We start from the raw sequence: 24926 nt of genomic DNA, 5'->3' as shown, positions 1-24926 counted from the left end.
AAACCCTTTTTAATAACAGTAATACGCTATATTTCCATTATCATATAATTAATTCGAAAGCTAAACCCGTAAAAGGCTTTCCTGCCTCCTCTTCTGGGTTATCTAATACTTCATCACTGTATGTAGTAAACCATAATCCCACATCAAAATCTTTACCATGAATATAAATTAGAATATGATAATGCGAAAAAGCAATTGTCGAGCCCTACCTACCATGTACAATGTCATCTCGCTTAATTATCGTACTTGTCACTCTATCCTCCTTTTAAAACCGAACTCTATAATGGTAATACCTTTATGAGCAAATCATTTTTCTTGTTGTCTCACCCAAATATCACCTGATTTAATTTAAATTAAAGTAAAAAACTTGACTGACATTTAGCCAATCAAAGAATTTTTTTGTTATTATGATTCAAAAGCGGTTCTCTCAGGAAACACACCACCTTCTCTTACTAGGCAAACTGCCAATCTTTGAGCAGCTCTTTCATAATAAAACGCAGATGGAAAGTTGTTATTAGGGAGAACTTCTAACTCGGAAAATTTTCTAGTAAATTTATTTAATTCAATTTTCCCCATAACATTTTCATTAGGTCCGAATCTGTAAACCACAGTTTCATCATCTTCATATTCTTTTAGTAATAAAACGTATGAAGCCATCTTATTCCTCCTTTGCAGGATAACCCTAGACTCTACTACTCTATTTAAGCAATTCATAAGATTTCATAATCCAGTTTCATAGTCTTCTATTAAATGTGACCAATATCCTTCTACTTCCTTCATTGCTATGGGGTCAATTTGCTCATACACCTTCCTCAACTCAATAGCATAGTTGTATGAAGTATATACACCTTCTTTTTTCATCGCTGTTGATATCTCCTGCCTCATCATATGAAACAAGAAGAACGTTCTTAAGTTCTGATTAAGCGTATAAATTAGAGGATGATGTAAGGAAGAACTAGTAAAAAGCTCATCGCTCCCTTCTTTTAAGTAAAGTCCATATTCATAAGACGCACAATGACCTACTTTGATAAATTGCACTTCTTTAATTACCGTTTTTTGGAAGTCGGTGAATTCATAGAACTCAAAATCACCCAATTCTTTTGGCACTCCAATATCTATCATAAAATCAGCATTTTCAACACTTACCCCAAAATTAACTAATTCATTAAAATCATAGTCTCGTGTTTCTGAGTCATAATATTCTCGAATCACTCGGATGTCAAAATCCATACTTTCACTCCTTTAACTTTTCAAGTTCTTTAGCTAATTCAGCATTTCCTCGATATCTTGAAGCTTTGTCCCCATACTCAACACTATAGCTTACTTCAGCGTCAGGAAGTTCTTTTTTTAGTAGTGTCTTACAATCATGATCATTCTCTTTCAATGTAAAATCGGTGCACATTATAAGTCTGCCCATTTAGTTCAGTAGCTTTTTTCCACTTGGTTTTATTACTGTTCTTTCTGTACTTACAAAAATCTCGAAATCGAGCTCTATCTATCTCGCTGTCTTGTATGCTAATACTTGTATAAAATTTAACACTTAGTACACTCATTATATAATCGTAATAATTTCACATATCTAAATGCAAAAAAGCACTTATTGACTGTTATAGACAATCAAGTGCTTTAAGTTAAGTTCATACTATCCCATCCAATATCACAGAGTATATTGGTATTTTTTTCAATATTACAAATAGTCAACTATATTTACTATAGTGTCTTTTAATGCAACATAACTTAGTTCATTATAGGGTAATACTTTTTTGTAAATTTCTAAAAATGCTTTTTTTAATTTTAATTCTTCATGTTGAGTTAAATTATCGTTATCAATTTTTTCAATTAATTCAAAAATTCTACCTAGCTTTATACATAAGTTCGAATCAATCTTTTCATTTGCATCGACTTGGTAAACTACATCTGGTATTAAATGATTACTAGCATTATAAATCAAAATTCCCACCATCTTATTATTCTGTAAAAGAACAGAAAAGTCTGAGGTTATCTTTACTTCAATGGAGAGGTTTGCTCTATCCCATTTTTCAGAATAGGATAGTAAATTATCCTCTTCAATATAGTACTCGGTAAAATCCGATAATTTACATTCGAAATTCCTTTCCTCACTTATTTTGATGTTCCCCTCTCTCTCTTCTAATAAGACTTTATCCATTTTCCCACTTTTTACTATTATTGGTTCGTTTAACTTTATTACTGCTCCTATAAAATTCAAATCTTCCTTATTAAATAATATGGTATCTGAATCAGACCACAGCCATTTAAAACTTCCATAACTTTTATTTATTAATTCATCAATCTCGTCGTAATTTTTCTCTTTACCAATCCATATAATTTGACTCGATAAGTACCATCTTACATCAGTATTACTTATAATTTGTATATTATTAATATTTATTTTCATGGTAATATTTGCGTAGCAGGTGCCCCCATCTTAAATTATGATAAATTTAAAATTTCTTTTAGTTCTTTTAAGGAAGCTGCAATTTCTGTTCGATTTTGAGGTTGTCTTGTTAAATATTCTTCCCCAGCTTCTGTTAAATATTGTAAAAATATATTTTCATCTACAATGGCATTTTCCTCACCTTCAGCCATAGGTGGCTGTATACTGAAGTTAACACCCGTTTCACCAAAATACCCCTCTTCTCCCGGCTGATATTCATTTGCAAAAATACAACAAACTGGGTCAATACCAAAACCTTGTTTGTTTTTGAAATTTTCTATCGCTTCCATAAACTTCCCATCACCTATTATTTTATAATATAGACGCATCAACTCAACTTTTTCTGAAAATTCTTCAATAATAAATACTTCCTCACTCATAACAAACACTCCCTCTATTAATATTTAATCTAGAACTGGGAAGTAATTCGAAATCTCACCTGTATTTTTGTCTTTAAAGCCGATAAACTTCCATTGTTCCCCATTTAAATTGACATATCCCTCTCCTAAATCACTTGGTGACCTATCCCTATCATGAGTTATTCTATTATTACTAATATCTTCTTCCATCGCTTCTCTGCCCAACTTCAATATCTGTTCATCAGAAAAAACTTTTGGGTCATATACTGCTTAGGATTCTTATACTCCTTCTACTGTCCAGTAAAATTACCTTTTCCACCATTTGCTGTACTCAATCCATCATAAACAGGGAGCTTATATTTTACCTCATAGATTCCTGATATATCCGGATGAGACTTTTTAGTCACAGCTTGATTTATATCCTCAACTTTATTTCTAAAATTATCTAAAATAAATTTTTCAAAGTTTCCAAGATTGTGACACCTTTTATTCCAATGTTCGGTTTTGCTTTAAAGCCCTCTACTTCGATTAAATGTGTATCATAACCATTTTTAAAAGTAACATCTTTATCTATACCCTTAGTCTCTTCAGGCTTCTTAGAATCTTTAGTAGGCTTTGAAGAAGGTAGATCACACGGTAGTTTCCCTACCTTAGTTACGGAGCCAACTCCTTTGTTTCCAACAATAGCTGTCGCTGTGGTTAGCTGTACATTCGTTTCCACTTAGATCTTGTATAGGCATTGCCATTGAGTACTTCTTTTTCGTAGGAGCCTTTTACCAGATTGCCTATTTCTATTTTATCATTCTACTTAATCTTTAGAGGGAATAAATATGAGTTATCCTTCTAAAGTCGTATTGTTTTAACCATAACAAAAAAACTTGAAAGGCATATAGCCAGTCAAGGTTTTAAAAATACTTCTATCATTTTCACCCTTTCAAAATCTTAAGTATCAATTTTCTTGATTAGTGAGTTATTCCTTACTTGTAAAGGCTCTATCACTTAGCTACAATCAAGTGATAGGATGCCTCTTGATTTTATAATGTTTTTAAATATTCTATTTCTTCATCTGTCCATTTCTTATGAACCAACTCACAAATTTTATCGGAGAGAGAGAAAACCTCTTTCCACTCTGAACTTTTTTTTATAGAAGGACTGTCCCATACTTTCATTTGATCTATTAAAAAGTACACACTTTGTAATCTCTTACTTTCCCCTAAAATTTCCTTATCTATAATTCCTTCATTACTTAGTCTGTCAAGGGTAAATTTACTTAAATAAGCTGGTGCTTCTATTGCAAACCCTTCAAGAAGATAATACTCAATTAACTCATCTGACAATGTTAAAACATTAGGATTCGAGTGTTTTAAGGTCTCTAAAAATAGTTCAAATGATTCTCCAATTGTTATCACAGTTTACTCCCCTTCTTTAATCAATTTGTATTGCCTACCTTTATCAGCAATGGGAGGAACATAACCATCCTCTATTTTATATACCTTCACTTTTTTGTTTTTCCATTTGAAAATTCATAGTATGAACTTTTATGAACGCCTCCACCACCATGATAGAACACACTTCCATGTGGATTAGTAAACTACCAACCGGAACTTCCGTAAATTTCTTCTACTCAACCAGACCTAAAGTTGACTTAATTTCACTTTTAGCACTACCATACAATCTTTCATGATTCGCAATAATGTCCTCAAATGACGTAGGTCTATATCTGCTAATGTAACTCTAACATAAATTTTTTAGTAAATAACATCATTCATTTTTAAGATGATGTCAAATTAAATTTCACACCCTACATGGACTGTAAAACATCCTCTTCAAAATTATACAGATATCCATCATCTTACTTTAGCTTATTTAAGATATTTTTAATTCGTCCAGCTAAATTTTCTTGTTCATCTTTCGTTAATTGCTCTTTAGATACATCTTCTATAATAAACGATTGTAATACGTCCTTAACATCTCTAACACCAATCACATCTGTCAATCCTTGATTATACAAACTTTCAGCTAGTGTTGTATAGATAATAAATTTTTCACTATTAGTATTTTTACAATCTCTATTAAACCGTAGCAATACATTTGTAACGATGGAATCTATATTTTCATTTTTTTCAACATAATTGTTAATAAATTTTCTTACTTCTTCATCTAATTCATTATAATACCAACAAACACTTGAATAATAGTCTATTGGCATTTGATTTAATTTTTGCAAGGTGTATTCTTTGCGAGAGAATAACTCTTCATATTGTTCTAATGTTAAATTACCTTCCTGTTTAATTTTATTAAAATCCAATTCAGTTAACATTTGTTCTAAATAATTTTTAAAAGTAGATAGTACCTTCGTGTGAGTAATTGTTATTTCTGAAAATATTACAAAGACCATGGCCTTATCTGTCTCACTTTCTTTTGCTAACATATCGTATTCATAGAAAGTTCTAGCCATCGCTTCTCTTTTACTCATATTTTCTTCTATTAGTTCGTCATAATCTTCATAAATATATTCTTTGTATTCTTCATAACTAAAACCCAATTATAGAACTCTCCCTCTATAAATGTTGATATATCAATGGTTCACGCCATTTTTGAGTGGCAAAAAATATTTTCCAACACGTACATCTATCGTTATTTTTGTAATTATTGATTTTTTTAACAATCTGTATTAAAGCTTCGCTAAAGGATAAGAGTCAGTTCCGATTCCCTGCTTGCTTTGTTCCCTTACTTTCCCACCAGAATTAATGTACACTGGCACAATACCTGCTATCAATTACGCTTATACACAGCGCTCAATTTATATGTTACAGAATTTTAGATAATGATGTTCCATCAAACTTATTACCCCATCCTCTATTTTCTTCGATAGAAAAACTCAAGAAAGGACTTTCACCATATCCTTCAATTACAGTATAAGCATGACTGATACCAAGTTCATAGATTGCACGTACCAAAATACCTATTGACTTATCAATGTTTTGATACAATTTATAAAGATATAAAAACTTATCCTTACTCAGCCGCTCAAACGCATCTTCTTCATATGTTTTAAATTCCAATAAATTATCTGGAATTAATTCAACTATTGTATCACTCCACTGATCCAAATACTGTATACTAGTAAATTCCCATAGATAGTTCAAAATGACCTTCCATTCATTGAGATCATACTTTAAGGTTATAAGTGCACTCTCAAAACAGCTACTACCATATGCAACTCTTCCTCTAAAAGATATTTTTTTCGTATTTTCCCAAATTCATTGTCCTCCTTTTAGCCATCCTGCTACTGCCTCATTAACATTTCCTTTAAATGTAAACGTACAGTTTTCACAAGCTAGTTTTGCTACTCCAAACTCATTTGGGTCGTTTTAATTGTGTATAAATATAAATCCCCAATATTTGCCCCTTTATTAAGAGCTTGATTCACTGCATCTACTTCTGCACAATTTCCTATTCCATAGTCATCAAGAAAAACTTTTGGCAATAATCCTGCTTGGTCATTACTTCCAAATAACATAGGGTTTTTCACATCTCTACTAAGTTGCACACACACTGTCACTAAATTATAGAAGAAGTCATATTCAATTACCTTACTTTGTATTCTCAATACAATTGTAATCTATCAACTTTCACAGAAACGTATTGTCCTATCAAATATTGATAATCATCAAATAAATCACTAGTAATGAAAAAACCTACATCTAAAATATTATTTTTTAACATTTTACCCCAAAGAATATAACTATAATTATTGATGTGCTGAACTTTTTTCAAATATTGATTGTTTTGTTCCTCTATATCCAAACCATCATTTACAAATATATCCATTTCAACTTCATACTCTTTACCTACTTCCAGTTTTTGAGGGGACACATTAAATGCTATAACTTCTTGATTATTGACTAAGAATTTTATTTCTTCCTCAACAAGAGAGTCAAACTTACTTATTTTTATTTTGTTATTCATAATTTCTCCTCAATTCAACAGAATTAATAACAGGAATATTATTTCCTTTACTCATCATTTATTTCCAAAAAGTTTTACCACTTTCAACATGATACATTGTAATATCTCCCAAATTATTTGTTCCTACAAATTCAAACTTAACATAACTTTTTATAGGAACACCATAAGCATTAGTTAAACTACTGTTTTTCCCTCCTGTTAAGAAACTGACAATTTATGTAATGCTTTTTAAACGAATAGCAAGTATTATACGACCGTCTCTAGTAAAATTATAACCCTAAATTTACAGCCCAAAGCAGTATATCAACATCCTTATATGTTACCATCGTTTATCGCCACGAGCTTTGTCATTTTCGTTAGTTTGTAAACTATTCCATGTCATACTACCCCTGCCATGTAAATTGTAATTTCGCCTATTTATCCTATTATTTTCACAAACCAAGTATTGAAGTAGAATGCCTTGATCGTATAACCATCATGAGTTATGAAAATTCATTAGCATTTTTTATGTCGTGCAAAGCATAAATTTCTCACCAAAAAACTAAAGCACCTGTTGCCTATTAGACAATCAAGTGCTTTTGGTATATTAAATGTTTGACTGATTTACAAGCATTGGACCTAGGTACCAAGGTTTTGTTACTGCTAATAAGTATCTATTCTGTTAACATATTTAAAAACTCTTCAAAGCTATTACTAATAATATATGTTACAGGATTTAAATCTGAAGACTCTTCATGATTCCAATAACATACAGTAGGCTCTTCAACATCGTTACGATAGTCTAAGCAAACAATGTCACCTGCAAATAAAACAGCTATTGGTAGCAGTTCAGTACCAACTATATTTTCATCAAAAACAATTCTTTCGTCTAATTGTGTTCTAACTACTCCTATATCATAATACTCATCTTCGCTTTTCCCGATTACTTTTAAAATACATAAAAACCTATCAATCGCATAAATATGGTTATTATACTTAAAACTATCCTTTATAGGAGTACCACCATTATTTTATAAATTCTTTATACGTCTCTGGTAAATTTATTCTCCATTTACCTTCCCTTTCAGAAAGCAAAGTATCATCTGGTAAGGGATAAATTATTGATCCATCCTTAAATTCCATTTCTATACGTCCTCAATATTATTATCTTGGAGTGTAGGCCCACATCCCTTTTGTCCTTCCACCATTATGATGTGTAAAAGCACCTGTGGCCTGTTGTTATAACAATCAAGTGCTTTAAGTTTATAAATTCTCTAAGTTAATAATATTTGCAAGTTTTATAAGTTATTTTAGTATTGAACGTTTGACATCTTTTTTACTAAATGGCAAGTGTAACGTTTAGACCCTTTAGCTTGTTTAATCTCATATGTTTGTTGCTTACGACATCCATAAAGAGGTCCTTGTAAGGAAAATGTCATCTCACCCATTCTAGCTCTTATTACATAAATATAAAAAACATTTCTTATTGGCTTACCTTCTTGAAGTCTCAATTCTCAAACAATTATTCTTCGTTTCGAGAGTGACAATATAGCCAATCAAGGTCTTATACTTTGTCAACAAAAATTTTACTCAGATATATCAATATAATCTTTTCCACTAATCTCTTCATACAATATTTTTATTTTCTCAGTTCCTTCAAGCAAAGAAGCAATATAGTTAGTTATATCTACTGTAATTTCTTTAGCGTCATGGAGTTCACTATTTCTTAAATAAGAACGTATTTCTAAAATATACCCCTCCTTCCCTCCATAACCTTGTATAACTAATTCAAATCCAAGTATACTTTCTTTTATATAGACTGCGGGCACTTCTTCATAAATATAATCTTCTAAACCACCAAACGGAATACCACTAACTAACTTATTAGATATAATTTTAGAAACTCCAATAATATCTTCTTCTGATAATATCGGTACAAAACAGATGAAATACGGATATTTTTTCATAATATCTCTACCTTCTCGAATTTTTTTATTATATTCTTCTTGTGTATAGATACGAAAAGTAAAGTTATCTGGTTTTCCTCTCTTATCTATCTTTCTCATGCCAGGTAAAGATTCTTTTAAAACTCTTAGGGCAATACTTCTTCGTAAATTTCAAAAATGCCTTTTTTAATTTTAATTTTAATTCTTCATGTTGAGTTACATCTTCGTTATCTATTTTTTCAATTAAGTCAAATGTACTTTTCAAATTTCTTTCGCATCTTTGATTGACTGCTGGTCTTCTTATGATACTAGCTGCTAATTCAATTTTATTCATAAAAATCTGCAAAAAAAAAACGAAGATTACAAAGAAAAGGTCTATCGTGGATTAATCTAACCACAATCAACCTGCTTGTTGTAATGGAACACCGTTCATTTATATGCATACTTATTAAAATGACGAAATCATAATAGGTAAATAAATGAGTTATGTGTAATTAATTGTTTCATTCAGCAATAGGCAGATAATCATTACCTTAATTGCCTAAACGCTCTTCATGTATTACTTTTAACTCTCTCCCTTCACATAAATTGTTGAGAGCTTCATATATTTCGCCACCAATCTTCCAAATATAGTAATCATCTCGTACTGCGTAAACTTCCCCTGCTTTAGACATATACAATACTGCATTATCTCTAAAAGCAGTACCAATGACAACCAAATCCTCACCTATTATAATTTCATATCTTTTATAATGTCTTCTATCTAAATCCCCCAGTCCTTCATTGGGTTCTATCACAAAATCATCCGATTTTCCATTATATTCATAGATACACTTTAATTCACCAAACTGCGCCAGTGCCTCTTTTACACAATCGAAAACTACATATCCTTTATCTTCTAGATATTTTACTTGTGAACTAATATCTTTTTTTCGCTCTGGTGTCCACCCTGATTGTTTTAATATTTTTTTGGTTTTCATTGATAATCTTTCCATACTAATCTCCTAACTTTGCTCCTTCCTTGAAAGCTTGATTTACTGTCCTTTTGTTAAAACCCCGTTCACTGTGCTTGGTTAACGTAGGGAAAGAATACCTTTTTGTATGTTGTATTTCTTGTTGTTTATCGCCATGAGCCTTGTCATTCTCATTAGTTTTTTAGTTATTCCATTTTATACTACCTTGCAATAAAAATTGTCTCTCGCCCAATTCCCTTCAAGGTTTGCTTCGAATCAGGATTAATCACACTTGATATAAAAATTCAATATAAGTTTTTCTAAAGAAGTAATTAGTTTAAAATTAATGTTTTTGCGCATAAACTTTAGGATTCAAAAATCTGATACCCCAAATTTAATCAATGTACTGCTCAGCAATTTGTATACTTCTCTTTATCTTTAATCTAGGGAAGATAGTAATTAAAGATCCATTTTAACCATTGTAATTTTGGTTTACGGCATTTCACACTAGTAACAGACTATTTAAATTTTTCCAAACTATAATACGGATTAGAGATATTCTCGCCTACTCCATCTATTGTTTCCTGTATTTCATCTAGGATTGATTTTTCTATATCCTTATACTGTTCAAGTGATTCTGTTATTTTATTAAAGCAAATTTCTAGACCGAGATTTACTACAATAGAAAGTATAATATCTACTTCATCATAGGAATCTGTATTCCATAATCTAGAGAGAGTTCTATCAATATCATTTCTTATATCACTTCTTAATAACTCGTATGTCATAACTTGCCGGTCTGTTAGTTGACTAAGGATTAATAAAAAACCATCTTTTTCAATTTTATTATTTCTAAATCGATCTAATGCATTTTGAAACATTGATATTAATGTTCCAGTTGGTATTCTATCAGGTAGATTATTAATTTCATTTATATCCATATTTTCCCTTTTTCCCTATCCATTGGAATATGAACCTCATTTAAAGATTGATTTTTTGTCCATGTTCCGTCTGATTTTAGCTGTTTAGTTTCAACTCTAACAATCGTTTTACTATTTCTGCATGACCATTATGTATCTTTAGCTCTTTTTAACCCTTTTGTTTGGTATAGCCAAACGTTGTTCTACCTCCTGCATATCTACCTTATCTCGTTAGTTTTTTAGCCATTCCATACAATAACTACCCTTACCATGTAAAATGTCATCTCGCCTATTTTCGCTCTAATTTGCCATAATATTAAAATAATGCTAATACTCCTTGATGGTATAACCTTCATGAGTTTTTAATTCAAATTCAAGGATATCTTTAACTATAAACAAGTTAAAAAGTAGTAGCTTGCATTGTACCTTTGTATTCCGCCACAAGCTTTGTTATTCTCGAGTGTAAATATAAATCGAATAGTAAGGTATTAGCTTTCTTAATTAATTTACTGCAACCAATCTCGTATGTCTACTTACCTTCACGGACTGTTGATTCCAATGTAAAAAAAACTTGACTAAGCGGTTGATATTCGTTCAATCAAGATTTCTTAAACTATTAATTGTTATTTCTCTCTTTTTATTCAATTGATTGTAAATAGTCCTCTAAGAATTCTTGGTCGTCTTCATCCTTAGGTAGAAGTCCTAGGTACTTATACTTCCAAATAATTTTCCTTTCATAATCGTCTGCTTCTGATAAATCCTCGTAGTCATAGTCAATCTTTAATTCACCTTCACTGTTAAAAATAAACGTAAGATTTGTCCAAGGTTCTTGATTATTATTTTTAAATTCATACCAAAGTTCTTCTAAATCATCTAGCAGTTTATACCACAATTCATCATAATCCTCTTCCTTAATATCAAAAAGCTGGGGAATATTATGGCTATGAATTGGAGAATTATTGTTTACTGAATAATAAAAAAAGAATGCTTTACGTACATCTTCATTGATTTCACCATATACATATACTTTTGACCACTCTTCTGGAATCGTTTCAACTACTGTTTGAGCAATATTTTGATATATACTATTTAACTTATTTTCATCCATCATCATTTACCTACCTCCAGGTTTATTTTTAAAATCTGCAAGCTCCCAGTCTCCATTTCCAATCTTATATTCTATTTTAAAGCTATCTGGACGTTGTGAGTCGCCTTTATAAAAAGGCTTTATTTTTACCTCAACAGACTCCCATTTGTCAAGCTGTTTTGCCCACATGTTCTCTAGTTTTTTCCACTCTCCTTTATTGAGGTTACCATTCATAGGCACAAGATTATCCAGACTACCTGAACCTTTAAAAATACTTGCAATCAAATGACCGCCCTCATCATCTGGCAAACGATCTTCTCGGCCCGCTACTTTTTGAGCATGATTATTTCTTTTCCCTTTACCCAGTTCAAGGTTGTCTTCACAACTTGAAATACGACCTTTACTATCTGTTTTATAAGTATGGCCTTCTTTAGTTGTATATTCTACATTCTCCTTTAATACCTTTCTACGTCCATCTTTAGTATAATGATCTCCATACTTAACTTTTATAGGACCTTTATCCGTACCCTTATCCTCAGCAGGCTTTTTATTCGAGCCATTTTGTGATGGTTGGGAATTAGATGGTTTCGGACTTGGAATTGTTGTGTTTCTTCCAACTGTTCCTGTATCCTCTAGGCGTCTAACGTCTACACCTACTCCTGCTAACTCCATCTGTGGTGGGCGCAGCTGACGGAGTTACTGTTTGACTTCGACTACTTTTGATTGTATCTGGGTTTTCACGTTCGCTACTTGCTTTTTGGCTTTGTCTACTACACTTCCTACTGGACCTTTAAGCATTTTTGAACACTTTCACTGACACCTTTAACTACCCCGGCACCTTTTTTATCAATTTCCCACCTGTCGCCGCCCAGCCCATAAACGGAATCATAGCGCCAAAGGAGAGGGCCACATTGACCTTGTCACCTCTGGCCAGATAAATAATGCCATTCACGCCATCCGCTATTTCGCCGACACCTGGGATCCTACTTGTAGCGTATTCAACAGATTTTTAGGTTTTACAGCATTTTTCACTGCTTTGGTCGTTGCTTGTGCAGCTTTTTTCACGACTGGTAGTACCTTTTCCTTGAATAGTAGTATTAGTTGTTTACAATGTTGTTCTATTAATGAATAAAATTCATTAATGTGGCTATACAAATTTACACTACCCAATTACAAAACCCTTAAAAGATACAATCAAACACAGATTAAATATTAAATGTTTAACTTTTTAATGTGTATCCGTACCTAATGGCATATTCATTAATTTTTGTATTTAAATCATCCCTATATATTGAAGTACAACATGAAATCTCCCTATGTACATCATTAGGAAAAACATACTCTAATAAAAAAATTAAGTAAATCTGTTTTTTTATAATAAGTTCATTTGCCTCAAATTCACCACTTCTAACATGTGGGAAATTAATAAAATCATAAATTTCTTCGTACATCTCTTGATCAGAAATCTCAACATCTAAAAATTTTTTATTACATCCATATAGTTTCCTCCTTATTTTACTGAAATAACAGGAATACAGCTACCCTAGCACCATTATTATCAACAATTATTTTTTTAGTTTGATAATCTGTCCAATTAAGTGCATATTTTAAGAAAATTCAATTGTGGAAACTACTCGGGACATATATCTAAAATATCAAAAAACAAAGCATGTTCCACTGTAACTTGCGAACCAAAAAATGTAATTTCCTTACTAAACTCTAATTCACTAACTACTTCATTCATTTCCCTAAAGGATAATTGAGTAAATTCCTTTTCAATAAAATAGTTTTTGACTAATAATTCTAGCTCTGCTTGTATATAGTTATATGGTTGAGTATCAAAACCATCCAGTGTGGGGTTAATACCATTCACATCTTTATTCACAACTTCAAACTCATGGTGTAAATAAAATACAGGAGCAATTTTAGAAATCATCAATCTACTATTATATATAACTTCAAATTCCCCCTTAACATATTTTTCATACTCAAAAATTAAACTAGATGACGGCCATATTTCTCCATTGTTCAATTCAGTAATTGAAATATTATTATTTTCAATAAAGTCCTCTACTTCCTCAGGTAAAAAGAAAACTTTTTGACATTTAGAAAGATATTCAGATAAATCTTTTTTTCTATAGTACTTATCAATAGTTTTAGTAATTAAATCGTTCATTCCATTTCTCTCCTTATTTTACCTTCAAATCGTGACCACCAGATTTATCAGCTAGTTTAGTAGGATTTAAGTTAAAATCTACTTCTCCTTGATGTTTTCCCTTTTTGTTAACTACCTCAAATCTACCATGATGTGTCTAAAGCATAGTAATTTCCTGTTTTTTATCATAATAAACAGTTCTACCGCCGTTTAGTTTGGTTAATTTAGAATCTTTCTTCCACCCCCGCTGATTTGCTATATCAATCGCAGTTGTTTTTATTAATGCTACTTTTTCATTAACATTCATATGATTAATATTTTTCTCAAAGGAAGCTACATCAAATTCACCTGTACCCTTAGTTCCCTCAACAGATGTACTATCTTTTTCTGGTGGTTTGGAACTATTCGATGGTTTTGGATTCGGTGATGGCTTATTTTTCCCAACTGTTCCCGTATCCGTTATTCGGCCAACGTTCACACCGGCCAACTCTAACTGCGGTGTTCCCAACTGACGGAACTGGTCCTTTACTTCGGCTACTTTTGTTTGGAACTTATCTTTTACGGTGTCTAGCTGTTTAGTGGCTTTTTCTTTTAGTTGGCCTATTGTTCCTTTATTCGTGACGATTTTAACACCATCAACTACACCATTAAATGCTTTCGCACCCTTATTTATAAATTTCGTACCTGTCGCTGCCATTCCTGCAATTGGAATCATCGCTCCTATGGAAAGGGCCGCATTTACCTTGTCTCCTCTTGCATTTATAAATCACTGCATTCAAGCCATCTGTTATTTCTCCAACCCCCGGTACCAGCCCTACGACATCTAATCCTACTTGGAGCGTATCTAACATATTTTTAGGTGTTACAGTACTTACTACGACTTTGCCTAATGCTCTGGCCTTGTCTCAATCCTTAAGGTAGGTAAGTGACCTTCTGTTTCTCTAAAGTTTTATATATACATCGTCACTTTTCCGCATGTGCAGTTCATAGCTATATGTTCCACTATAAATCTTCATTTTCACTTTATATTTCTGCACTCCCACCATAAAAACACGTAAAAATCTGAATGTAGTACATCCCTAAATTCTATAACAAATTTATCTATTGAAACTCCTATTTCCATCGCCTGTTCTTCCCCTTGTATGCTAGTACTTGTATAAAATTTAACACTTAGTACACTAATTAAATCATCGTAATCTTTTCAATTTACGTATATAAACATGCAAAAAAGCACTTGTCGCCTATTATAGACAATCAAGTGCTTTAAGTTTATAAATTCTCTAAATTTAATAATATTTGCAAGTTTTATAAGTTATTTTAGTATTGACAGTATGACATCTTTTTTACCACATGGCAAGTGTAACGTTTAAACCCTTTAGCTTGTTTAATCTCGTGTGTTTGTTGCTTATGACATCCATAAAGTTGTCTTTGTAAGTAAAATGTCATCTCGCCTATTCTCGCTCTTATTGCTTAATTGTAAAAAGAGCACTTCTTGATGGTTTAGCCTTCATGAGTTATTAATTCAAATTCAAGGATATCTTTAACTGTACACAATTAAAAAACTATTTATATCCTTGTTCATCGCCACGAGCTTTGTCATTATCGTTTATTTAGTCACTATTCCATACAAAACTACCTCCTGCATGTAAAATGTCATCTGGCCTAATTCTCACACTTTTCTTCCTAGACCAATGTTTACATGGTACTCCATGAAGGCCAAGCCTTTATGAGCTCTTGAATCAAATGTCAGATTATTTTTTAACCACAAACTTCTTTGAGTTAAGAAAAAACCTTGAAAGGCATATAGCCAGTCAAGGTAATAAACTCTCAAAGAATTATTCTGTTTTCGACCTTATAATTATCGCTTAATTTGCTTTCAATCGAGTTGGCGGTTTCGCTAACTAAACGTAGAAAATGCTCTCTATCTTGTTCCTGTGCAAAACCTTTAAATTCAAAGCTCACTTCGTTATCCTCAAATAAGTTATCATACGTTTCTTGAATTGCATCTAGTGCTTTAACAATCAATGGCTCATTCATAAGTTCTACGTTTTTTGTTACGGCAACAACATCATTAGCATTATACTTTACACCACTATTGACCGCCCACTATAACTATCGGGGCATCCATGTTTACAGTTGCAAATATTATAAAATAACGTGAAAAAAGAAGATACAAAAACAGGTCAATCATGGTGTCATCTGACCATAATCAACCTGTTTTTTACAATATTCAAGCGTCTCTGTGTGTACAACGAATTGATGAAATCTTTATACGGGTATCATATGGCTTAACTGTGTTATTGGTTTAATGTTATGTTAATTCGGCACTAGCCCACCGTTTATCCAGCGAAAATAGATTACATATCAAAAACTCACAAGGTATATCTTTCATAAAAATCGTCATTTTTATATGATTGTTCTATCATATAAAATAAGTCTACATCAATTTCATCAGACCAAATATCGAATCCAATATATGGAGACTCCGTATAATTTATTTCGATATTAAAATCATCAATGACAAACTTACGTCTCTCACCATTTTTAATTAATGAAATCAATAAATTTTTGTTAATTGACAACTGCTTACCTTCAAAATAAATTTGCGGACCTGTCTTTGTTGGGTAAATCGCAAAAAAACTTTGATCATCCTTAAAATACAACCCTGTAAATCCTGGGATTTTTTTGTACTTTGCAAATATTTTCTTTCCAGTTGAAAGTTCTAATTCACAGTACTCGCCTTCATCATATTTTTTCAATTCTATTACATTCATTTTTTCACTGCTCCTTTAACCATTTTTCAAAACCCGAAAGCAATTTGTCCACATCAGGATTTGGTCTAGAGGCAGACTGTATAATTTGAGCGTCTGTTTTTCCGTTTGCCTTTAAATACTCGTAGGTAGGCCCCAGTGGATCTTCGTATCTCCCTTTGTTTACTTCGTAAATGTATTCCCTTAAACGTTCTGGGGTAACATTTTTATACTGTACACCAATATCTCTTCTAGCTTGATTCATTATTTGTGCGATTTCTGCTTCGGATCTTCCTTGCTTTAATAGTTCCTCAGCTTTCTGAGCCAAGCCTGCTACTTCTTTTTCATATGCCTGTCTAAAAAGCCACTAAAAAGCTAGACACCGTAAAAGATAAGTTCCAAACTAAAGTAGCTTCAAAAGAATACCAACAGATCTTACGAAATAACGGGATTACTACAAGTATGAGTAGAAAAGGAAACTGTTACGATAATGCCTGTATTGAGTCTTTTCATAGTGTAATCAAAAAAGAGCTTATTTTTCACGAAAAATATAAAACGAGAGATCAAGCCAAAAAAAGTATAGTTGAATACATCGTTAGTTTCTATAACTACAAACGTACCCATTCATTCACAAATTATATGTCACCGATTGCGTACGAAAAGCATTATTACAAAGTTTTACAGATAGCTAAGGTAGTATGATTATACCCTTTTAATCTCTCAAATAATTTAAGGGTTACGTCCCTTAAATTTATTTGAGAGGCCAGCAAGCGATAGCGCGCTAGAGTTAAAGCAAAAACCTCAATATTCTCTGTCCATTTTCTTGACATAGTATCATTTCTATCTGAAACAAATCACGCCAGTAATTTGGAATTTCACTTACTTCTAAGTTTTTTATATTACTGTAAGCTATTATTTGCACATTTTTTATATTTTCTTAAGAATTCTAGTTTATTTTCCACCATATTATCTATCTCCTATATCATTTATTTTGATTAACAAAATCATCAATCTGATGTTTTAATTTCCTCTCCTTTCAACGTAGACAATTAACGCTTCCTTCAATTTTCCTATCTGATTTTATTGCTTTGTTGCAATTGCTCTTATAATGTTTACCTCCCGACTTCGTGAACTTTCGTCCGTTTTTCCGCGAAAAAATATTTATGCGTGCCAGAATGCCAAGCAGATAATCGTTAAGTCCATATACAGTGATTCGTTATTACGCCTTAGCTTCACAGTTAAACATCAATATTTAACCTCCCTCCGTCGCAAGAAGCGTAGGTACGTTTATTTGCGGTGTCATCAGATACCACGTAAACACTACTAAATGGTCCAACGTTTTGAACATATTCGAGTGTTACCTCGTTGGAGATGCTACTTCGACCGAATTTGACGTTAAATCTCTGTACTTCGGTACACACCATGAAATATTCGACCACTACAATCCAGTACCAACGCAAACCTTGACTTTTTTGAAAGTGGTAATGTCACCACCAATGACCCCATCTTCCCTAGTTTTTAATTTCGTCCGTTTTTCCGTGAAAATATATTTGCCCCCCCTTTTATTGCGTATTAAAACGTCTTATTTACGAGAAATGGAAAATAGTTTAATCTATATACAATAACACTTTATTTCACTAAAGCGATGCGTATTCGTACATCAACGCGTATGCCACTCCCTCGCAAGAAACGCCCCAACGCTTACTAGCAATGGCCGTTTGATTTCGTTTGAGCGTTCCTGCGAAATTTCAATAGTTATTAGTGCGTCTAGATAATACCTCGCTAAATTTCGCATATCGTCTGCGTAAAAAGAAAAAAGACCACGCAACAATTACGTGATCCTATCAACGATTTAACATATTATGAATGATTCGCTCGTCTTTAAGTGTGTTTTTTAGGAGACGCTACTAAACGCTTGATTACGTTTTAGCGTTAAGACGGAAATAAAAAGAAACCACAACACGGCAGTTAGCTTGTATTGTGGCGTATTCATCATTAAAAAATATCACCTAACTATATTTCAATATGCTGTAATAATCTATTGTTCGTGTATCAATTTGAATTTTTTACATTCACATAGATTATTAATTGCTTCATAGATATCGCTTCCAAATTCCCAAATATAGTAATCATCATGTGCTCCATAAACTTTTCCCGATTCCGACATAAACAGTATTGCATTATTTCTAAATACGGAACCAATCACTATCAAATACTCTCCAATTAAGGTATCATACCTTTTGAAATGTATTTTCTGAACACCATCTCCTATTTGCTCTTCTGGAATAATAATAAAATTTTCAAAATCATTCCCATCAGAAAACTTATATTCCAATCCACCGAATTGCTCTAATGCCTCTTTTACAACAGAACCCACTCGAAAGCCCTTACTCTCTAAAAATAAGACTGTCGAACTTATATCTATTTTTCTATTTTGGTACCATCCTGCCTCATTCAAAATTTTATAAGTTTTTTCCAAAAAGTTATCCATATTTTCCTCGCTCTACTTTCATTTAAAATTATCAATAAAAAAGTTTTCAAAAGTTTCCTTACAATTTTTACATACTTTTTTATACTTATTTGGCAAAACTTCAATGGTACTTAGCAAGATATCTTCTACTTTAGCACCATCTTTCACTGCTTGATTTACTGCCTGAACTTCAGCACAATTATCTACAGTCCATTTTTCAAAGCTATCCTTGACTTCCCCACCTGCTTGCTTCCTGGCCTCTAATGCCCTGTTTTTAGTTTTTTCAACCAACATTACTACCTCGTCATCCAATTCAGAAACAGTCGGATTAAACCTTTCATTACCCGTTCTAAAGTCAACACCTTTGCCATTATACCCAATATATGCCCTGCCTGTTTTAAGATTAACTGCTGCAGTCATAACATGTGGAATATAAATATCTCCAGTATTTGGATCAATATATTTTCCTTCTAATAATTCATTCCTCTCTTGAGCAATCTTGGTTCTAGCAATGCCCTTAGCTTCATCTATGCTAACCGGTTTAGGTACACCTTTACCCGTACCCTTAGGTCCCTTAGCAGGTTTACTATCTTTTGCTGGTGGTTTGGAACTATTCGATGGTTTTGGATTCGGCGTTGGCTTATTTTTCCCGACTGTTCCCGTATCCGTTATTCGGCCAACGTTCACACCGGCCAACTCTAACTGCGGTGTTCCCAACTGACGGAACTGGTCCTTTACTTCGGCTACTTTTGTTTGGAACTTATCTTTTACGGTGTCTAGCTTTTTAGTGGCTTTTTCTTTTAGTTGGCCTATTGGACCTTTATTCGTAACGGTTTTAATACCATCAACTACACCATTAAATGCTTTAGCACCTTTAGTTACTAATTTACCACCTGTCACTGCCATTCCTGCAAATGGTATCATCGCTCCTACGGAGAGGGCTGCATTTACCTTGTCTCCTCTTGCATAATAAATCACTGCATTCAAGCCATCTGCTACTTCTCCAACTCCCGGTACCAGCCCTACGACATCTAATCCTACTTGGAGCGTGTCTAACATATTGTTACAGTACTTACTACGGCTTTGCCTAATGCTCTGGCCTTGTCTCAATCCTTAAGGTTTGTATGTGACCTTCTGTTTCTCTAAAGTTTTATAATATAGATGAATATATACATCGTCACTTTTCCGCATGTGTAGTTCATAGCTATATGTCCCACTATAAATCTTCATTTTTACTTTATATTTCTGCACTCCCACCATAAAAACACGTAAAAATCTGAATGTAGTAAATCCCTAAATTCTATAACAAATTTATCTATCGAAACCTCTATTTCCATCGCATTTTCTTCCCCTTGTATAAAATTTAATACTTAGTACACTAATTAAATAATCGTAATCCGTATTTAAACATGCAAAAAAGCACTTGTCGCCTGTTATAGACAATCAAGTGCTTTAAGTTTATAAATTTTCTAAGTTTATTAATATTTGCAAGTTTTATAAGTTATTTTAGTATTGACAGTATGACATCTTTTTTACTACATGGCAAGTGTACCTTTTAAACCCTTTAGCTTGTTTAATCTCGTGTGTTTGCTTATGCCACCCATACAGTAGTCCTTGTAAATAAAGTGTCATCTCGCCTATTCTCGCTCTTATTGCTTTATTGCTAAAATAGCACTCCTTGATGGTCTAACCTTCATGAGTTATTAATTCAAATTCAAGGATTTCTTTAACTGTAGACAATTTAAAAACTAATATATCCTTGTTTATCTCCACGAGCTTTGTCATTATCGTTCATTTAGTCATTATTCCATAAAAAACTATCTCCTGCATGTAAAATGTCATCTCGCCTAATTCTCACACTTTTCTTCCTAGATTAATGTTCGCATAGTACTCCTTGATGGTCCAGCCTTCATGAGCTCTCGAATCAAATATCAGATTACTTTTTAACCACAAACTTCTTTGAGTTAAGAAAAAACCTTGAAAGGCATATAGCCAGTCAAGGTTTAACAACTCAATAACTATCCTCAAAAAGACAATTAAATATTGTAACGTCTTCCTCTTTTAACTCTAATGAAATATTCGGCACTACAACATTAAGAATATCTTCGTCTAGCGTTTGAATTCCATTATTATTTAATATTTCTAAAACCCTTATATTAATCCGCTCTGTTTCTTTATTAAGTGGAGAATATGCTTCATGTATTTGTACAGCCCCATCATTGTAATTGTACCTAACATATTTAACCACTGAATACGGAGCAATTAATGAAATTAAAACCATAACCCCTGTTATCTCATGCTTTTCCTTAAGATAATCGTTAAACTCATCACTACCTATTCTAAAGTTCGGACTCAGCGATGATTGAATAAAATAAGAAAAGCACGTTGAATAACTGAAGTCGGTAAGATTATCGATGAAAATCTGTTCTACCTCATCATTAAACTTATTAACCCAATATTCCTTATCAATATACTTAGCGAGTATATATTGAAAATCACCTTTTCCATACAATCTGTCAATTGTATTCAGTAAAACTTCTTTCATATTATACCTCCATTATTGTACAGGATAGCCATGAATATTACCTTTTTTATCAATATGAACTTTTACCCTAGTTTCTCCATTTGGTCCAACTGGCGTGCCAAAATCATAAGTCTTTACACTTCCATCTGCTCTTACCGGAGTTCCATTCATCCATGCTTCTTGAGTTAACTGTACACCATTTTGACCTTCAGACCATTGTGACTTGGTTGAAACGTTATTACCATGCCCAGGCACATGCTTACCTTGCTTTCCTGCATCTACTTTTGGTGCTCCATTTATTCCTGCATCAACCGTACCTTGACTCGGTAACTTACCAGAATAACCCGTACCCGATGGTGGATTCGGCGTTGGCTTATTTTTCCCGACTGTTCCCGTATCCGTTATTCGGCTCATATTCACGCCGGCCAACTCTAATTGCGGTGTTCCCAACTGACGGAATTGGTCCTTTACTTCGGCTACTTTAGTTTGGAACTTATCTTTTACGGTGTCTAGCTGTTTAGTGGCTTTTTCTTTTAGTTGGCCTATTGGACCTTTATTCGTAACGGTTTTAATACCATCAACTACACCATTAAATGCTTTAGCACCTTTAGTTACTAATTTACCACCTGTCACTGCCATCCCTGCAATTGGAATCATCGCTCCTATGGAAAGGGCCGCATTTACCTTGTCTCCTCTTGCATAATAAATCACTGCATTCAAGCCATCTGCTATTTCTCCAACCCCCGGTACCAGCCCTACGAGATCTAATCCTACTTGGAGCGTTAAATAATTGCTTGATCATTTGCTTGTATTTGTCCGTATCAGGTTTATATATTTCTTCCCAGAACTTCATCTAGTCTCTCAGGCAATATACTCATTAATCCAATTTAAAAGCAATAATTTCTCCTTCTGGATAATCACCATTCCAACCGCAAGGAAAAGCACCGAGTTGATATATCTCAAACAATTCTTCAAAAAAAGAGCTACTCTTCCCGTTTATTGCTCTATTAATAGCACAATTAGTAAGGTCAGCTACAACATCGTCATAAAATATACTATATTTAAATGAGCTTTTTCTCACATTATCAGCAATAATTTCTAATAATTCTTCCAATCCTTCAGTCTTTCCATTTTCTGATATTTCATAATAAATACCCCAAACTTCACTTATTTCTAATTCTCTGATATCTTTCCAATTATACTCATCCTCGCCAAAAACCTCATCATAAGCTAAATGCTCTGCTTTTTTTATATCATTAATAATAACAATTTCATTGGAAATATTATTAGTAAGTTCGCTTTGGAAATTTTTCGAGAACCGAATTACCTCTTCAACTAAATTATTAAATACACCATAGTTCATTACTTATTATACCACCTTTCCCAGAGGTCAACTGTTACCCCTCCTCCTCTTTTCCATACAGGGGTCGTAACCTCTTTTCCCCATTCTTTCTTTTTTGTATTGTTCCATTCCAATTTTCCTTAATCCTTTTAAGTTCATTTTCAAGGTAATTATCCCGCATGTATAGTGATAATTCCTGTTCTTGAAGTAGTCTTAACTTTTGTTGCAATTCAAAAACTTGTTTTTCTATTATAAATATATCTTGTCTAATATCTATTACATCCAATTTTCCTCTCACAAAATTACTATAAACCGCGTGATATCCTTTATGTCTAGAAGTTACACTAACATTTGCATCTGGAACTCGAAGAAAAAATCCATTTGAGGCATCGTCCATATCCATGCCTATTTTTTGTAATACAAGATGACGTCTAAATTCTTTAGGAATAATATGTTATGCTTGATAAGGAGTTCGTTTTGTATTTTTAGGCAAACCCATTTCTTCCAGTTTTGTAGAACTTCCTCCTGTTACTTTTCCAGTAGTTCCAGGAATAAGCCTATTAACTTTACCCGTACCCTATGTTGTAATCTTAAAATCCGCTAATAAAAAAGCAATCTATCTTAAACCTTATTAAACTACTTCTTCCTCTTTTATTATCGGCAATTCATAGGCTGTTTTGTGCTTCATCATGCCGTACATAATGTTTACAAGCCGTCTCATTATACAAACCAATGCTTGTCCCTTTGTTTTGCCTTCTTTTACTTCCGTTGATAGTATGCATGGAATACTGGATTCCTTGGCAGCTTACTTCCTTTTGCCACCTGTACTTGCTGTACAGCTAAGTTGTAAAATAAAGCGTGTAGCGCCCGATTTCCTTGCTTGCTTTTTTGTTCCCTTCCTTTCCCACCAGAGCCAAAGTAAACAGGCGCAATCCCCGCAAATCGTGCTAATTTGTTAGTATTTGGAAAACGGCGTACATCACCTATTTCTGCAATTAAAGCCGAAGCTGTCACGAGATCTATGCCTGGCATTGTGTCTAATTGAACGTCTAGTAAACTCATTAACCCTTTTAATTCTCGTTCCACATAGCGCATTTCCTGCTTCTTACATGAAATGTCTCGGACGATGCTCTTTACTAGAAAGTCTCGTGTTTCTTGGTATTCTCTTATTGTGGTTCCATCCTCTTTCACCAACTTTAAAATTTTACTCGCTTTTTTCACCGAACATGTATTGTTACTGGCTTCTAATAAAAAAGTGGTCAATTACTTAACACTTGCACCCTCTAAACAAGGTGGAGACGGATATCGTTCCCAAAATGCCAATGCTGTTTTTCCATCAACCTCTGAGAAAAACTTCTTATAGCTTGGATAGTGGTGGCTTAATTGAATATGTAGTTGGTTTTTTAAAGCACCTTGTGCCTTTACTAATGCATTTCTTCTAGTGACCAGTTGTTGTATCGACCAAAACAAATCCTGCGGTTTAGCATCTGATAACTGGTCTAGTTTGTTCACCAAAATTCTGGCTACACATTCTGCATCCCAGCTATCACTTTTTTTGTGGTCATGTGACTTTTGCGTTCAGCGTATGAAAGAGCTGGATTTACTTCTTTTACAATTTGTTCATGGTCTGCTAAATATTTAGCTAATGCTCTCCCGTAGCCCCCAACATCTTCTAAACCAAAAATAGGTGTCAAACCATCGTCCATATGTTGATAAATATCCAGTAAAAACGTTGAAAAGGCAGACGGTTTATTTTCAAACTTTATTTCATCTAGTTTCTCTTGCCAACAATTAATAATAACCGCCACATGGTGTTGCTTATGTAAGTCTACTCCCACATACACGTGTTTTTGTCTTACATGCATATGCCCATCCTCCTGTTCAATTGAATGAAAATGCCGGCAACCTTAGTTCGAGCGTTCACCAACTGGTGCGCATTGGTACGAAAGCCTATCCATTTTCACCGTTATATGAAGATATATAAGTAAATGAGCACCTTTTTTAAGTAGCCCTT

Annotated in this window: 30 protein-coding genes and 3 pseudogenes; 1 reads left to right on the top strand and 32 read right to left on the bottom strand. The window is 33.1% G+C overall.

Annotated elements, in window-relative coordinates; translation table 11 throughout:
* Window positions 1–18 precede the first annotated feature (18 nt).
* From C9J37_RS29160 to C9J37_RS23430, 25 genes and pseudogenes are all read right to left on the bottom strand, one after another.
* Window positions 19–196: pseudogene (locus C9J37_RS29160) on the bottom strand (hypothetical protein); the annotation flags it as partial.
* Window positions 197–405: 209 nt separating this feature from the next.
* Window positions 406–657, bottom strand: coding sequence for a hypothetical protein (locus C9J37_RS23545; RefSeq protein ID WP_107897354.1), 252 nt, complete (start codon window positions 655–657; stop codon window positions 406–408).
* A 63-nt stretch (window positions 658–720) separates the two neighbouring features.
* A complete protein-coding gene (locus C9J37_RS23540) occupies window positions 721–1230 on the bottom strand; it encodes an SUKH-4 family immunity protein (RefSeq protein ID WP_107897353.1) in 510 nt (169 codons plus the stop codon).
* A gap of 457 nt (window positions 1231–1687) precedes the next feature.
* Window positions 1688–2416, bottom strand: a complete 729-nt coding sequence (locus C9J37_RS23535; RefSeq protein ID WP_107897352.1) for a hypothetical protein — start codon at window positions 2414–2416, stop codon at window positions 1688–1690.
* 35 nt (window positions 2417–2451) lie between these two features.
* Entirely contained in the window at window positions 2452–2835 is a 384-nt protein-coding gene (cdiI, locus tag C9J37_RS23530; protein ID WP_107897351.1) for a ribonuclease toxin immunity protein CdiI, read from the bottom strand.
* 24 nt (window positions 2836–2859) lie between these two features.
* Window positions 2860–3045: a hypothetical protein gene (locus tag C9J37_RS23525; RefSeq protein WP_107897350.1), complete on the bottom strand. Its 186-nt coding sequence runs from the start codon at window positions 3043–3045 to the stop codon at window positions 2860–2862.
* Between the two features lie 214 nt (window positions 3046–3259).
* Window positions 3260–3535: a hypothetical protein gene (locus tag C9J37_RS23520; protein WP_107897349.1), complete on the bottom strand. Its 276-nt coding sequence runs from the start codon at window positions 3533–3535 to the stop codon at window positions 3260–3262.
* Window positions 3536–3848: 313 nt separating this feature from the next.
* Window positions 3849–4223, bottom strand: a complete 375-nt coding sequence (locus tag C9J37_RS23515) for a hypothetical protein (RefSeq protein WP_107897348.1) — start codon at window positions 4221–4223, stop codon at window positions 3849–3851.
* A gap of 443 nt (window positions 4224–4666) precedes the next feature.
* Window positions 4667–5359, bottom strand: a complete 693-nt coding sequence (locus tag C9J37_RS23510; RefSeq protein ID WP_107897347.1) for an Imm3 family immunity protein — start codon at window positions 5357–5359, stop codon at window positions 4667–4669.
* Window positions 5360–5624: 265 nt separating this feature from the next.
* Window positions 5625–5963 carry a hypothetical protein gene (locus C9J37_RS23505; protein WP_235617226.1) on the bottom strand — a complete coding sequence of 113 codons (339 nt, stop codon included), beginning with the start codon at window positions 5961–5963 and terminating at the stop codon, window positions 5625–5627.
* 200 nt (window positions 5964–6163) lie between these two features.
* The gene (locus C9J37_RS23500) at window positions 6164–6367 is read right to left on the bottom strand and encodes a hypothetical protein (RefSeq protein WP_235617225.1); all 204 of its coding nucleotides are present in this window, start codon (window positions 6365–6367) and stop codon (window positions 6164–6166) included.
* Between the two features lie 56 nt (window positions 6368–6423).
* Complete coding sequence (locus tag C9J37_RS23495) at window positions 6424–6786, bottom strand: UCP019853 family protein (protein ID WP_107897345.1); 363 nt, start codon at window positions 6784–6786, stop codon at window positions 6424–6426.
* Between the two features lie 653 nt (window positions 6787–7439).
* A complete protein-coding gene (locus C9J37_RS29155) occupies window positions 7440–7739 on the bottom strand; it encodes an SMI1/KNR4 family protein (RefSeq protein WP_235617231.1) in 300 nt (99 codons plus the stop codon).
* Between the two features lie 612 nt (window positions 7740–8351).
* Complete coding sequence (locus tag C9J37_RS23485) at window positions 8352–8831, bottom strand: hypothetical protein (protein WP_235617224.1); 480 nt, start codon at window positions 8829–8831, stop codon at window positions 8352–8354.
* Window positions 8815–9045 carry a hypothetical protein gene (locus tag C9J37_RS23480; protein WP_107897344.1) on the bottom strand — a complete coding sequence of 77 codons (231 nt, stop codon included), beginning with the start codon at window positions 9043–9045 and terminating at the stop codon, window positions 8815–8817. Before C9J37_RS23480 ends, C9J37_RS23485 begins: the two co-directional genes overlap by 17 nt.
* Window positions 9046–9244: 199 nt before the next feature.
* Complete coding sequence (locus C9J37_RS23475) at window positions 9245–9706, bottom strand: SUKH-3 domain-containing protein (protein ID WP_107897343.1); 462 nt, start codon at window positions 9704–9706, stop codon at window positions 9245–9247.
* Between the two features lie 476 nt (window positions 9707–10182).
* Window positions 10183–10605, bottom strand: a complete 423-nt coding sequence (locus C9J37_RS23470; RefSeq protein ID WP_107897342.1) for a hypothetical protein — start codon at window positions 10603–10605, stop codon at window positions 10183–10185.
* Window positions 10606–11221: 616 nt separating this feature from the next.
* Window positions 11222–11698, bottom strand: a complete 477-nt coding sequence (locus tag C9J37_RS23465) for an immunity protein YezG family protein (RefSeq protein ID WP_235617223.1) — start codon at window positions 11696–11698, stop codon at window positions 11222–11224.
* Window positions 11699–12343 (bottom strand): DNA/RNA non-specific endonuclease, encoded by a 645-nt coding sequence (locus C9J37_RS23460; protein WP_107897341.1) that lies wholly within the window; start codon window positions 12341–12343, stop codon window positions 11699–11701.
* Window positions 12344–12631: 288 nt separating this feature from the next.
* On the bottom strand, window positions 12632–12841 hold the full coding sequence (locus tag C9J37_RS23455; RefSeq protein WP_107897340.1) for a hypothetical protein: 210 nt from the start codon (window positions 12839–12841) through the stop codon (window positions 12632–12634).
* Between the two features lie 460 nt (window positions 12842–13301).
* The gene (locus tag C9J37_RS23445) at window positions 13302–13847 is read right to left on the bottom strand and encodes a hypothetical protein (protein ID WP_107897338.1); all 546 of its coding nucleotides are present in this window, start codon (window positions 13845–13847) and stop codon (window positions 13302–13304) included.
* A gap of 136 nt (window positions 13848–13983) precedes the next feature.
* Entirely contained in the window at window positions 13984–14541 is a 558-nt protein-coding gene (locus C9J37_RS28530) for a hypothetical protein (protein WP_167397417.1), read from the bottom strand.
* Window positions 14542–15653: 1112 nt separating this feature from the next.
* Window positions 15654–15863, bottom strand: a complete 210-nt coding sequence (locus C9J37_RS23440; protein ID WP_107897337.1) for a hypothetical protein — start codon at window positions 15861–15863, stop codon at window positions 15654–15656.
* A gap of 335 nt (window positions 15864–16198) precedes the next feature.
* The gene (locus C9J37_RS23435) at window positions 16199–16600 is read right to left on the bottom strand and encodes a hypothetical protein (protein ID WP_107897336.1); all 402 of its coding nucleotides are present in this window, start codon (window positions 16598–16600) and stop codon (window positions 16199–16201) included.
* A gap of 4 nt (window positions 16601–16604) precedes the next feature.
* The gene (locus tag C9J37_RS23430; protein WP_201262208.1) at window positions 16605–16904 is read right to left on the bottom strand and encodes a hypothetical protein; all 300 of its coding nucleotides are present in this window, start codon (window positions 16902–16904) and stop codon (window positions 16605–16607) included.
* A 74-nt stretch (window positions 16905–16978) separates the two neighbouring features.
* Between C9J37_RS23430 and C9J37_RS29770 the strand changes: the two are divergent.
* A pseudogene (locus C9J37_RS29770) lies at window positions 16979–17278 on the top strand (transposase); the annotation flags it as partial.
* A 1336-nt stretch (window positions 17279–18614) separates the two neighbouring features.
* Here C9J37_RS29770 and C9J37_RS23420 read toward each other — a convergent pair.
* The 7 genes and pseudogenes from C9J37_RS23420 to C9J37_RS23390 form a co-directional block, all read right to left on the bottom strand.
* Window positions 18615–19067: an SUKH-3 domain-containing protein gene (locus tag C9J37_RS23420; RefSeq protein WP_107897334.1), complete on the bottom strand. Its 453-nt coding sequence runs from the start codon at window positions 19065–19067 to the stop codon at window positions 18615–18617.
* Window positions 19068–19085: 18 nt separating this feature from the next.
* The gene (locus C9J37_RS23415) at window positions 19086–20105 is read right to left on the bottom strand and encodes a hypothetical protein (protein WP_107897333.1); all 1020 of its coding nucleotides are present in this window, start codon (window positions 20103–20105) and stop codon (window positions 19086–19088) included.
* A 952-nt stretch (window positions 20106–21057) separates the two neighbouring features.
* Window positions 21058–21591, bottom strand: coding sequence for a hypothetical protein (locus C9J37_RS23410; RefSeq protein ID WP_107897332.1), 534 nt, complete (start codon window positions 21589–21591; stop codon window positions 21058–21060).
* A 12-nt stretch (window positions 21592–21603) separates the two neighbouring features.
* The gene (locus C9J37_RS23405) at window positions 21604–22281 is read right to left on the bottom strand and encodes a hypothetical protein (RefSeq protein WP_235617230.1); all 678 of its coding nucleotides are present in this window, start codon (window positions 22279–22281) and stop codon (window positions 21604–21606) included.
* Between the two features lie 166 nt (window positions 22282–22447).
* Window positions 22448–22933, bottom strand: coding sequence for a hypothetical protein (locus C9J37_RS23400; protein ID WP_107897330.1), 486 nt, complete (start codon window positions 22931–22933; stop codon window positions 22448–22450).
* Between the two features lie 34 nt (window positions 22934–22967).
* Window positions 22968–23309, bottom strand: a complete 342-nt coding sequence (locus tag C9J37_RS29150) for an AHH domain-containing protein (RefSeq protein WP_235617222.1) — start codon at window positions 23307–23309, stop codon at window positions 22968–22970.
* 234 nt (window positions 23310–23543) lie between these two features.
* Window positions 23544–24777 (bottom strand): annotated as a pseudogene (locus C9J37_RS23390) (IS110 family RNA-guided transposase).
* Window positions 24778–24926: the final 149 nt, after the last annotated feature.

Origin of the sequence: Lysinibacillus mangiferihumi (genome assembly GCF_003049665.1) — a bacterium.
GTDB lineage: Bacteria > Bacillota > Bacilli > Bacillales_A > Planococcaceae > Lysinibacillus > Lysinibacillus mangiferihumi.
This window is presented reverse-complemented; position numbering and strand designations above follow the sequence as displayed.

Excerpts from the sequence above, each read along its gene's own strand:
- C9J37_RS23545 (WP_107897354.1), bottom strand. The coding sequence starts at position 657 with ATGGCTTCATACGTTTTATTACTAAAAGAATATGAAGATGATGAAACT.
- C9J37_RS23470 (WP_107897342.1), bottom strand. The coding sequence starts at position 10,605 with ATGGATATAAATGAAATTAATAATCTACCTGATAGAATACCAACTGGA.
- C9J37_RS23415 (WP_107897333.1), bottom strand. The coding sequence starts at position 20,105 with ATGTTAGACACGCTCCAAGTAGGATTAGATGTCGTAGGGCTGGTACCG.
- C9J37_RS23440 (WP_107897337.1), bottom strand. The coding sequence starts at position 15,863 with ATGAATGAGCCATTGATTGTTAAAGCACTAGATGCAATTCAAGAAACG.
- C9J37_RS23495 (WP_107897345.1), bottom strand. The coding sequence starts at position 6,786 with ATGAATAACAAAATAAAAATAAGTAAGTTTGACTCTCTTGTTGAGGAA.
- C9J37_RS23535 (WP_107897352.1), bottom strand. The coding sequence starts at position 2,416 with ATGAAAATAAATATTAATAATATACAAATTATAAGTAATACTGATGTA.
- C9J37_RS23420 (WP_107897334.1), bottom strand. The coding sequence starts at position 19,067 with ATGGATAACTTTTTGGAAAAAACTTATAAAATTTTGAATGAGGCAGGA.
- C9J37_RS23480 (WP_107897344.1), bottom strand. The coding sequence starts at position 9,045 with ATGAATAAAATTGAATTAGCAGCTAGTATCATAAGAAGACCAGCAGTC.
- C9J37_RS23465 (WP_235617223.1), bottom strand. The coding sequence starts at position 11,698 with ATGATGATGGATGAAAATAAGTTAAATAGTATATATCAAAATATTGCT.
- C9J37_RS23475 (WP_107897343.1), bottom strand. The coding sequence starts at position 9,706 with ATGGAAAGATTATCAATGAAAACCAAAAAAATATTAAAACAATCAGGG.
- C9J37_RS23445 (WP_107897338.1), bottom strand. The coding sequence starts at position 13,847 with ATGAACGATTTAATTACTAAAACTATTGATAAGTACTATAGAAAAAAA.
- cdiI (WP_107897351.1), bottom strand. The coding sequence starts at position 2,835 with ATGAGTGAGGAAGTATTTATTATTGAAGAATTTTCAGAAAAAGTTGAG.
- C9J37_RS23410 (WP_107897332.1), bottom strand. The coding sequence starts at position 21,591 with ATGAAAGAAGTTTTACTGAATACAATTGACAGATTGTATGGAAAAGGT.
- C9J37_RS29150 (WP_235617222.1), bottom strand. The coding sequence starts at position 23,309 with ATGGACGATGCCTCAAATGGATTTTTTCTTCGAGTTCCAGATGCAAAT.
- C9J37_RS23460 (WP_107897341.1), bottom strand. The coding sequence starts at position 12,343 with ATGGAGTTAGCAGGAGTAGGTGTAGACGTTAGACGCCTAGAGGATACA.
- C9J37_RS23400 (WP_107897330.1), bottom strand. The coding sequence starts at position 22,933 with ATGAACTATGGTGTATTTAATAATTTAGTTGAAGAGGTAATTCGGTTC.
- C9J37_RS23435 (WP_107897336.1), bottom strand. The coding sequence starts at position 16,600 with ATGAATGTAATAGAATTGAAAAAATATGATGAAGGCGAGTACTGTGAA.
- C9J37_RS28530 (WP_167397417.1), bottom strand. The coding sequence starts at position 14,541 with ATGATTCCAATTGCAGGAATGGCAGCGACAGGTACGAAATTTATAAAT.
- C9J37_RS23540 (WP_107897353.1), bottom strand. The coding sequence starts at position 1,230 with ATGGATTTTGACATCCGAGTGATTCGAGAATATTATGACTCAGAAACA.
- C9J37_RS23485 (WP_235617224.1), bottom strand. The coding sequence starts at position 8,831 with ATGAGAAAGATAGATAAGAGAGGAAAACCAGATAACTTTACTTTTCGT.